This window comes from Paenibacillus phytohabitans (genome assembly GCF_013141775.1).
In the GTDB taxonomy this organism is placed as follows: domain Bacteria; phylum Bacillota; class Bacilli; order Paenibacillales; family Paenibacillaceae; genus Paenibacillus_AQ; species Paenibacillus_AQ phytohabitans.
Window position 1 is genome coordinate 74,626 of record NZ_WHOB01000091.1, and the last position, 10,053, is coordinate 84,678.

General features: G+C 50.5%; 8 protein-coding genes. All 8 read right to left on the bottom strand.

The window, feature by feature from the left end; all coding sequences use genetic code 11:
• Window positions 1-12 precede the first annotated feature (12 nt).
• Window positions 13-753 carry a CDP-diacylglycerol--serine O-phosphatidyltransferase gene (gene pssA, locus GC101_RS31110; protein WP_039298546.1) on the bottom strand — a complete coding sequence of 247 codons (741 nt, stop codon included), beginning with the start codon at window positions 751-753 and terminating at the stop codon, window positions 13-15.
• A 65-nt stretch (window positions 754-818) separates the two neighbouring features.
• Window positions 819-1,895 carry a DNA integrity scanning diadenylate cyclase DisA gene (disA, locus tag GC101_RS31115; RefSeq protein WP_039298543.1) on the bottom strand — a complete coding sequence of 359 codons (1,077 nt, stop codon included), beginning with the start codon at window positions 1,893-1,895 and terminating at the stop codon, window positions 819-821.
• A 13-nt stretch (window positions 1,896-1,908) separates the two neighbouring features.
• The gene (gene radA / locus GC101_RS31120) at window positions 1,909-3,276 is read right to left on the bottom strand and encodes a DNA repair protein RadA (RefSeq protein WP_039298540.1); all 1,368 of its coding nucleotides are present in this window, start codon (window positions 3,274-3,276) and stop codon (window positions 1,909-1,911) included.
• Window positions 3,277-3,498: 222 nt separating this feature from the next.
• Window positions 3,499-5,976: an ATP-dependent protease ATP-binding subunit ClpC gene (gene clpC / locus GC101_RS31125; RefSeq protein WP_171720469.1), complete on the bottom strand. Its 2,478-nt coding sequence runs from the start codon at window positions 5,974-5,976 to the stop codon at window positions 3,499-3,501.
• A gap of 36 nt (window positions 5,977-6,012) precedes the next feature.
• The gene (mcsB, locus tag GC101_RS31130) at window positions 6,013-7,077 is read right to left on the bottom strand and encodes a protein-arginine kinase McsB (protein WP_039298534.1); all 1,065 of its coding nucleotides are present in this window, start codon (window positions 7,075-7,077) and stop codon (window positions 6,013-6,015) included.
• 29 nt (window positions 7,078-7,106) lie between these two features.
• On the bottom strand, window positions 7,107-7,631 hold the full coding sequence (mcsA, locus tag GC101_RS31135) for a protein-arginine kinase activator protein McsA (protein WP_171720470.1): 525 nt from the start codon (window positions 7,629-7,631) through the stop codon (window positions 7,107-7,109).
• 30 nt (window positions 7,632-7,661) lie between these two features.
• Window positions 7,662-8,123, bottom strand: coding sequence for a CtsR family transcriptional regulator (locus GC101_RS31140; RefSeq protein ID WP_039298529.1), 462 nt, complete (start codon window positions 8,121-8,123; stop codon window positions 7,662-7,664).
• A 363-nt stretch (window positions 8,124-8,486) separates the two neighbouring features.
• Complete coding sequence (locus GC101_RS31145) at window positions 8,487-9,659, bottom strand: GNAT family N-acetyltransferase (protein WP_171720471.1); 1,173 nt, start codon at window positions 9,657-9,659, stop codon at window positions 8,487-8,489.
• Between the last annotated feature and the right edge of the window lie 394 nt (window positions 9,660-10,053).

Sequence of the window (10,053 nt, forward strand, 5' to 3'; positions counted from 1 at the left end):
GCGTAATTAGGACTATCCGTTCTTGGAATGATACACCTTATCTTCCGCATGTCTCTTCCTGCGGCGGCGTTGACGGCGGGCTGTCAAGAGGCCCAGACTCTGTCTGAACCCGTATAGGGCATATAACGCAAGCAAAGCAAAGATCAGCTTGGCAATCTGTTCAGGGAAAACAACAGCAACCGCTACAGCGATCACAATTACTACAGGGGCACCTATAACTGCCTTTTTGGGGAAGCCGATCTTCTTGAAGTTAGGGTACTTCACCGTGCTGACCATCAGGTAAGACAGCAGCAGGGTAGCGACAATCATAAACGGTGCAGATACATCTTTATGAAAAAGTGCCAGCGTGGCCAGAACGCCACCTGCAGCAGGAATCGGCAATCCTACAAAATATCCCGGAATCCCCGGGCGGACATTAAACCGGGCCAGACGCAAAGCTCCAAACACCGGGAAAATCGCTGTAATAGTCCATCCTAATGCAGAGTTTAAATCCTGCAGACTTGTGAGATACATAATCAGCGCTGGTGCAACGCCGAAAGATACTACATCGGATAAGGAATCCAGCTCCTTGCCGAACTCACTCTCACACTTCAGCGCGCGCGCAACACGGCCATCGAGCCCGTCGAGCAACATAGCGATAATCACCATGATAGCGGCCATGCTCAGCTTACCGTCAAACGCCATCATGATACCAAACATTCCAAGCATCAGATTACCGATGGTAAAAAGACTCGGAATTGATTTTTGTATCATTTCTTCACCTCAATTTTCCTACTTTGAACTTCATGGGTTCCCAATATTACGTGATTGTATGTTATTTACATTTGCCTGTCAATAAGAACTTGTTTCTGGAGCCGCTTGAGTCCGTCCTGAATATTGCGTGCGCGGACCTCTCCAATGCCGTCCACCTCATCAAGTTCAGCAATGCTCGCCGTCATCAGATTAGGCAGCATTTCAAAGCGTTCCACCAGATTGTGGATGATCACATTCGGCAGCCGCGGAATTTTGTTGAGCAGACGGTAACCGCGCGGAGTTACGGCTTCCTCGGATGCAATAGCCGTGGAGGAATAGCCCAGCAAACGGGCAATATGGTTGTCATCCATCAGTTCATCGTCACTGCTTCGCTTCAGCCCGGCGATAATTTCGCGGATTTTGTCCTCCTGCTCCTCTCTTGCATAGTCTCTGTACAGAAGCCAGGCTTCTTCCTCTGTATTTCCGACCAGTTCTTCCATCTGCATGCTGATCAGCCGGCCTTCATTGCCGAGTTCGTTAATATAACGCTTAATTTCCATTTTGATCCGCAATACCATTTCTACCCGCTGGATCACGCCGACTACCTCAGCCACCGTCACAAGCCCCTCATATTCGGCAGCAGAAAGGTTAGTCAACCCCTGTGTCAGCACGGCTTTGTACTTCTCTAAGGTCTGAATCGCCTGATTGGCTTTGGCCAGAATCGCGCCGATCTCCTTAAGCGCATAACGGATTGAACCCTGATACAGGGTGATTATATTCCGCCGCTGGGAAATGGAAACAACCAGTTTGCCGGTCTGTTTAGCCACCCGTTCAGCGGTCCGGTGACGGATACCTGTCTCGATGGATGAAATAGAGGAATCGGGGATCAGCTGGGTGTTGGCATACAGAATCCGCTTCAGATCCTCACTCAGGATGATCGCTCCGTCCATTTTGGCCAGCTCGTATAAATAATTGGGTGAAAAATCGCAGTTAATGGAGAATCCGCCATCGACAACTTCCATCACTTCCGGACTGTATCCGACAACAATAAGTGCCCCGGTCTTCGCGCGCAGCACATTCTCCAGCCCCTCCCGGAAAGGTGTTCCGGGTGCGGCCATTCTAAGCAGATCATTCATATTATCTAATGGATTGTATTCTTTCATGTCCCTGTGCCCCCTAATCTAACGCGACCGCTAGTGCATCTGCTACGGTGCTGACGCCTATAATCTGGATATCCTGCGGATGCTTCCAGCCTTTCATGCTTTTCTCAGGCATAATTACCCGCCGGAAGCCGAGCTTAGCGGCCTCCTTCACCCGCATCTCTGCGCGTGACACCCCTCTCACCTCGCCGGTAAGTCCTACCTCCCCAAAAAACACATCATACGGCTTGGTCGGAATATCCCGGAAGCTGGAAGCAATACTGATGGCGACCGCCAGATCCACCGCCGGCTCATCCAGCTTAACACCTCCGGCAACATTGAGGTAAGCATCCTGATTCTGCAGGAACATGCCCATCCGCTTCTCCAGAACAGCAATGATCAGCGCCATTCTCTGATGATCCATACCTGTGCACATTCTGCGGGGCGAAGGGAAATGGGTTGCTGCAACCAGCGCCTGTAATTCAACAAGCACCGGTCTTGTGCCTTCCATGCTGGCTACAACCGCGGAACCGGCCACTCCGAGCGGCCGTTCAGAAAGGAACAGCTCGGAAGGGTTCTCCACCTCGGTAAGGCCAACCTCACCCATCTCGAAAATACCGATTTCATTGGTTGAGCCAAAGCGGTTCTTCACCGCCCGCAGCAACCGGTACGTATGATGACGTTCTCCTTCGAAATAGAGCACACAATCCACCATATGCTCCAGCATCCGTGGACCGGCAATTGCGCCTTCTTTCGTTACATGTCCTACAAGTACCGTTGCGATTCCACGGATTTTGGCAATCCGCATAAATCTTGTCGTACATTCCCGCACCTGTGTTACACTGCCTGGCGCACTGGTCACTTCAGGCATAAACACGGTCTGGATCGAGTCGATGACCAGAAACTGCGGCTTAATCTGCTCGATTGCTTCTTCAATGCTCTCCATGTTCGTCTCACACAGAACATACAGTTCCGCCGACAACGCCCCGAGGCGGTCAGCCCGAAGCTTGGTCTGGCGCACCGATTCTTCCCCGGAGATATACAGAACGCGGAGCCCCTGGGTTGTAAGGGCGTGCGATGTCTGCAGCAGCAGTGTGGACTTCCCGATTCCGGGGTCGCCACCGACCAGTACCAGCGAGCCGGGTACGATACCGCCGCCAAGCACACGGTTAAGCTCTCCGATGCCTGTCAGGATACGCGGCTCTTTGTCACTTTCTATATTTATGATCGATTGCGCCTTTTCTTTACTCTGAAAAATAGGTGCATTCATGCCTTGGGTTTTGACTACGCTTTCCGTTTCTTCCACCATTGAGTTCCATTCCTGGCAGCCCGGGCATTTCCCGAACCATTTCGGTGATTCGTAACCACATTCGGTGCAGAAAAATTTTGTTTTTGGTTTGGCCATGTGCGCTCCTAACGGTCCGAACTTGCTAAAATTGCGGATAATTTTCTCTTAATCAAAGTTTACCATTTCTGCACACTGAACGAAAGGTCACTTAAGATCTACTTTTCGTTTGCGTCCTCCTTAACCTGCCTGATTCAGGGCAGAATTAATCACTCCGGACATATAAAAGCTCCCGCCCCTCTATACGGAGGAGCGGGAGCTTTGTTTCATATTGCTGGAAAATTATTCGGTTTCGACTTCCTTCTCTTCCTTCTCCAGGACGACCTCAGCCGGCACTTCCACTTTGGTTACTACAAGCTCGCCGTTCACCTCATCAATGTTGAGGGAATCACCTTTCTTAATGTTGCCCTTAAGCAGCTCTTCGGAAAGGCGGTCTTCGATGTGCTTCTGAATCGCCCGGCGGAGCGGGCGGGCACCGAAGGCCGGGTCATAGCCCTCTTTGGCCAGGAAAGCCTTGGCGCCGTCGGTAAGCAGGAAGTCTACATCATATTCACGCAGACGCTTGCGCAGCTCCTCGGACATCAGGGTAACGATCTCGGCGATATGCTTCTCATCCAGAGAGTGGAAGACAATAATCTCGTCGATCCGGTTCAGGAACTCAGGGCGGAAGCTCTTCTTCAGCTCTTCCATTACCTTGCCCTTCATATTGCCGTAATCGGCACCGGCATCCTGTACCGCGGTGAAGCCCAGAGTCGAATTCTTGCGGATCGCTTGTGCCCCTACGTTAGAGGTCAGGATAATTAAGGTATTGCGGAAATCGACTACACGGCCTTTGGAGTCGGTCAGACGGCCGTCTTCCAGTACCTGCAGCAGAATATTGAATACTTCAGGGTGAGCCTTCTCAATCTCATCCAGCAGGACCACGGAATACGGTTTGCGGCGTACCTTCTCAGTCAGCTGTCCGCCTTCTTCATATCCTACATAGCCTGGAGGCGCTCCGACCAGACGGGAGGTAGAGTGCTTCTCCATGTACTCCGACATATCGATACGGATTACCGCATTCTCGTCACCGAACATGGCTTCGGCAAGTGCCCGTGCCAGCTCGGTTTTACCGACCCCGGTTGGACCGAGGAAGATGAAGGAACCCATTGGACGTTTCGGATCCTTCAGACCCGCACGTGCCCGGCGGAGAGCCCGGCTGACAGCCTTAACGGCTTCGTCCTGGCCGATTACCCGTTCATGCAGTATTGATTCCATATTGAGCAGACGGTCGGTTTCCTCTTCCTTCAGCTTGCTGACCGGAATGCCGGTCCAGCTGGCAACCACCTGTGCGATATCCTCAGGCGTAACCTGGGAGTCCGTACGGCCCTGCTTCTCTTTCCACTGGTTCTTCGTGGTATCGAGCTCTTCACGGATCTTCTGCTCGGTATCGCGCAGCGCTGCAGCCTTCTCGAATTCCTGGCTTTGTACAGCGGAATCCTTCTCCTTGCGGATATCATCCAGACGCATTTCGAGTTCCTTCAGATTCGGCGGGATGGTGTAAGAGTTAAGTCTTACCTTGGAGCCTGCTTCATCAATCAGGTCAATCGCTTTGTCCGGCAGGAACCGGTCAGGGATATAGCGGTCGGACAGCTTCACAGCTTCCACAATAGCTTCATCCGTAATCTTCACCCGGTGATGGGCTTCATAACGGTCCCGAAGACCGAATAAGATCTGTACAGCTTCTGCAGGAGAAGGCTGATCCACCGTAATTGGCTGGAAGCGGCGTTCAAGTGCAGCGTCTTTCTCAATATATTTGCGGTATTCATCAAGCGTTGTGGCACCGATGCACTGCAGTTCACCACGGGCCAGAGCGGGCTTCAGGATGTTGGAGGCATCAATTGCACCTTCCGCACCACCGGCTCCGATCAGGGTATGCAGCTCATCGATGAAGAGCACGATATTGCCTGCCTGGCGAATCTCATCCATGATTTTTTTGAGGCGGTCTTCGAACTCACCGCGGTATTTCGTACCGGCAACTACAGAACCCATATCCAGGGTCATTACGCGTTTGTCGCGCAAGGTTTCCGGAATTTCATTATTGATGATCTTTTGGGCCAGGCCTTCAGCAATTGCTGTTTTACCAACCCCTGGCTCACCGATCAGCACCGGATTATTCTTGGTACGGCGGCTGAGCACCTGAATAACACGTTCAATTTCCTTGCTGCGGCCGATAACCGGGTCGAGGTTGCCGTCCTTGGCATAGGCAGTCAAGTCACGGGCCAGACCATCCAGCGTTGGTGTGCTGACATTAACCGGAGCACCGCTATGGCTTGAAGTGGCTTCACTGCTGCCCAGAAGCTGCAGCACCTGCTGACGGGCCTTATTCAGGCTGATACCGAGATTGTTCAGCACACGGGCAGCTACGCCCTCTCCTTCACGGATGAGTCCGAGCAGGATATGCTCAGTGCCCACGTACGTATGACCCAGCTTGCGGGCTTCGTCCATAGACAGCTCGATAACTTTTTTGGCACGAGGAGTATAAGCGATGTTGGTCGGTTGTTCCTGACCTCTGCCAATCAGCGTTTCCACTTCATCCTGAATCTTCTCAAGACCCAGACCGAGTCCGATCAGTGCCTTGGCGGCAATGCCGTCCCCTTCACGAATCAGTCCGAGCAAAATATGTTCTGTCCCAATGTTGTTGTGTCCCAAACGAACGGCTTCTTCCTGCGCCAGCGCCAGCACCTTTTGTGCGCGTTCCGTAAATCTTCCAAACATCATATCTCCTGCACCTCCACGGATAATATATATCTATAATTAATGTTGTGATCCCAGTGTTTCCCGGAGCAGCTTTGCCCGGTACATATCGCGTTCGGTGGACGAAAGCTCGTCGCCGAACAGCTTTTGCAGAAAGCCCGGCTGAGTCTTGACATTCAGCTCATTAAGCACTGAAATCGAAGGCCCTTCCAGTATCCCCAAATCTACACCAAGCCTCAGATCGGAGAGCCGCTGTGCAGACTCTTTAAGCTCCATCACAGCCGCGTAGGCTAGAATCCCGTATGAACGTTTGATGCGGTCGGTAATCCGCAGTGCGGAATCCACAAGCAGGCGTTCACGCGCGTTCCGCTCATGCTCTATAATCTGGGTAACTACGCTGTGTAGATTCTCAATAATCTCATTCTCGGTCTGGCCAAGCGTAATCTGGTTGGAAATCTGAAAGATATTCCCTACTGCTTCGCTGCCTTCACCATAAATTCCTCTAACGGTAAGACCGACCTGATTAACAGCGGATAGAATCCGGTTAATCTGATGGGTCATAACCAGTGCCGGCAGATGAACCATTACCGAGGCTCTGAGCCCGGTTCCCACATTGGTGGGACAACTGGTCAGGTATCCTCTGCGGTCATCAAAAGCGTAATTGACAGCAGCCTCAAAGATATCATCAATGGCTGTTGCCCTTACCCAGGCTTCTCTGACCTGCAGCCCTGGAAACAGGCATTGAATGCGGAGATGATCCTCCTCGTTGATCATAATGCTGACTGACTCGTCCTCATTAAGAATGACTGCTCCGCCTTTGGAATCATCAGCCAGATTAGGACTGATCAGATGCTTCTCCACCAGTACTTTTTTATCCAGCTCATCGAGCTCATCCAGCCTCAGCAGCTGAAAGTTGCCGAAATCCGCAGAGGCTTCTCCCTGAAATACAGGAGCAAGCTGCTCCAGCACCTCTTCCGACTGCTGCGCAGACGCCAATAGCGGGAAGGGAAGGTGCTCCAGATTACGGGCGATACGCATGCGGCTGCTGATAACAATCTCGGAATGACTCCCGCCGCAGCGCATCCAGTCACTGAGTGCTTGTTCGGTAAACCGGAGACTTGACATGTGGAATCCCCTCCTATATATCAAAGACTTTACTCTTGTGGCATTTCTTTTTCAAGTTTGCGGATCTGATCCCTCAGCTCAGCTGCAGTTTCAAACTCCTCCTGCATAATGCTCTGCTGTAATTCCTGCTTCAGCTCATCAATTTGGCGTTTACACATGATCTGTGCACCCGCCCGTTTGGGAAGCTTGCCCACATGGGCCGTACTTCCGTGTACCCGTCTGAAGAGCGGGTCCAGCGTGCTGTCAAAATATTTGTAGCACGAGCTGCAGCCGAACCGTCCAAGCTTGCTGAACTGTGAGTAGGTCATACCGCAGTTCTCACACTGCAGCCCCTGCACAGTCTGTGCGGCCTCTGACTTGCCCTTGCCTGCGCTCTCCAGATCAAGCAGCCCGGAAAGCAAGCTGTGTATGGAGAATCCTCCGGCAGTGCCGGGGATGAGCTCCCCCTTTTCCCGCGCACAGCTTTCACAAATATGAAATTCTGTCTTCTCTCCGTTCACGATCTTCGTGAAGTGGAGTGTAGCCGGTTTGACCCCGCATTCCTGGCATAGCATGAGCGGTGTCCCTCCCTCACATTTTGACAATTATTTGCCTAACAAAGAGATTAGCATGGCCTTCATTAGCTTGGCACGAATCTCATCCCGGTACGGCAGATTAACCGTCAGGCATTCCCGGGAAACAGCGGACCGCATAAGACACGCTTCACGCTTGGAGAGAAAACGGGCCTCCTCCAGCTGATAAATCAGTCCTTCGGCGGAATTCTGGTCAATATCATTCCCTATTGTGGAGTTCAGATGTGCATACAGTGCCACATTCTGAGGCAGTTCGAAGCGCTGAATCCGGATATACCCTCCACCGCCGCGTTTGCTCTCCACTACATATCCCTTTTCCAAAGTAAAGCGTGTACTGATGACGTAATTGATCTGCGACGGGACACAGGAGAACTGGTCCGCCAGATCATTGCGCTGAATTTCCACCGTACCTTCGGGACTTTCATGCAAAATATTCTTCAGATATTGTTCAATAATATCGGAGATATTACGCATCACTCATCCTCCAGTGTGTAAGCCTTGGTTAAGCTTGTGCTGTGTCAACGTCCGCCGTCCATACATAGCTCTAAAGAATTTAACCCGGGGACTGAAGTGCGAATCGGCTGCAACAGCCTTCGTACTTAGCCTGACCACCAACTGTTACAATTCTAAGAACACTGTTGTCGAGCTCGCGTTGACTTTGACTTTCTTTGACTTTTTTCATATTATAACATATTCTCACTGAATTCCAAGTGGTTGCTCTTATTTTTTACTTTTTAGCCGTATTGTATTCCGAATAGCTTCACGGATCCCATTGCAAGGGGATATGTATATTAGGCTCTCCTGCTTCTAATGTAAGCGGAAGAGCCTTCAGGTTTGTCAGAAAAAATCAAATAAAGCCGTTTGCGCCTGCGGGATCAGCTTCTCCAGCCAATCTACAGCTTCATGCGTTCCGGATAACTGTCCATACCGGGCCATTTCAACTGGACGTCTGTATCCCATCAACAGTACGGTAAGTGTACCAATACTGCATATAAGATCAGCGTTTGATCTGTCTCCCAGGATCTGAGTAAATGATACCTCCCCGTGTTCAGCTACTGTCCAACGCCAAAGGCCGTTATTCCAGGGGGCATGCTCATCTTCTATATAAAGCAGCCGTTCCCGGATACCGCTCAGCGCATGGAAAGACAAATTCTCTATAAAGGCTTGGGCGTTGACAATGCGTGCCATGAAGTACGGATAATTCTCCTGGGCAATCCGCGGGTCGGGAAGCAAATACGGCAGAATGTCATCAGAGGGAACCAGCTTCAATGAAGCTCCGGTGATCATCGAGTCATGGTTAGCCAGAAATGTCCACAGCCCTTGGCGGGCCTTCTCATTCAGATAGACAAATTCATCGATGACCAGTTCTTTGTTCACTATTTTATACAGCACATACCCTTCCGGTTCACCCTGCTGCGAATAAAATACACACTGATGTGTATCTTCATCGAGTACTTTTTCCTTCCACCATTCCGCCGTACGTTGCAGTGTGCCGTTGTACCGGGCTGCAAATGTGACATATAGCTGTTGCAATACTTCAATATCAGCCGCCCCGCGCTTCACAGAGCCCTGTATTTCAGCCTTCCGCGGGAATTTATCCACAGGTATGTTGTATTTCTTATATTCACAATAGATCTCCCAGCCAAATTTACGGTAAAAGGGAATTAAAAACGGGTGCAAAAAAGACAGTGTTTGCCCCGCTTCGTTCATGGTTTGCAGCGTATGGGTCAACAGCTTGGCCACATATCCCTGCCTGCGGTTCTCCGGCCACGTGGCTACACCCGCAATTCCACCCATAGATACGGGCTTGCCCTGTATGTATGCCTGAAGCGGAAGAAGTACCAGCTTGGCACTTAAACTTGTTCCTTCGAATACTCCCCATATTTGATCCGGCTTGAACTTCGCTCTGGCGCGTTCCCTGTCTTCTCCGGACACCTTGTACTGAAAAGCATATTCAGACAAGCCTAAGCCTTCTTCAAAATCATCTGCATGCAATTGCCTTATTTCCATGCTGCTCACCCCGTTAATGAATTTATAGAGATAGAGTCCAATGGTTGCTCAGATTGAGTATATCAAGCAAATTGTCCAGAAGCTAATGAGGTACAAAAATAGCCCGTGAACAAAAGTTATCCACAGGTTTTGTAGAGTAAAACAAAAAACCGGAAAGAGTTTCTTCCCGGCAAAAATTAGTTATCCACGATTCATATTTATCTATCCACAAAATTCACTTTTTATCCACAAAAACAGTGGATTACTTAGGTTTTCTCTTGACTCATTCGCCTGAATATGCATTTTAGTCCACATTATCACGGAAAAGACTTCTTCCTGAAATTGTATCCACATGTGCGTAAGTTTTCAACAGTTACTGAAATTTATCCACAGCTTTTCCACAACCCTGCACAAA

Bases quoted from the DNA above. Each gene is read 5' to 3' on its own strand.
- pssA (WP_039298546.1), bottom strand. From the start codon at position 753: ATGATACAAAAATCAATTCCGAGTCTTTTTACCATCGGTAATCTGATG.
- disA (WP_039298543.1), bottom strand. From the start codon at position 1,895: ATGAAAGAATACAATCCATTAGATAATATGAATGATCTGCTTAGAATG.
- radA (WP_039298540.1), bottom strand. From the start codon at position 3,276: ATGGCCAAACCAAAAACAAAATTTTTCTGCACCGAATGTGGTTACGAA.
- clpC (WP_171720469.1), bottom strand. From the start codon at position 5,976: ATGATGTTTGGAAGATTTACGGAACGCGCACAAAAGGTGCTGGCGCTG.
- mcsB (WP_039298534.1), bottom strand. From the start codon at position 7,077: ATGTCAAGTCTCCGGTTTACCGAACAAGCACTCAGTGACTGGATGCGC.
- mcsA (WP_171720470.1), bottom strand. From the start codon at position 7,631: ATGCTATGCCAGGAATGCGGGGTCAAACCGGCTACACTCCACTTCACG.
- GC101_RS31140 (WP_039298529.1), bottom strand. From the start codon at position 8,123: ATGCGTAATATCTCCGATATTATTGAACAATATCTGAAGAATATTTTG.
- GC101_RS31145 (WP_171720471.1), bottom strand. From the start codon at position 9,659: ATGGAAATAAGGCAATTGCATGCAGATGATTTTGAAGAAGGCTTAGGC.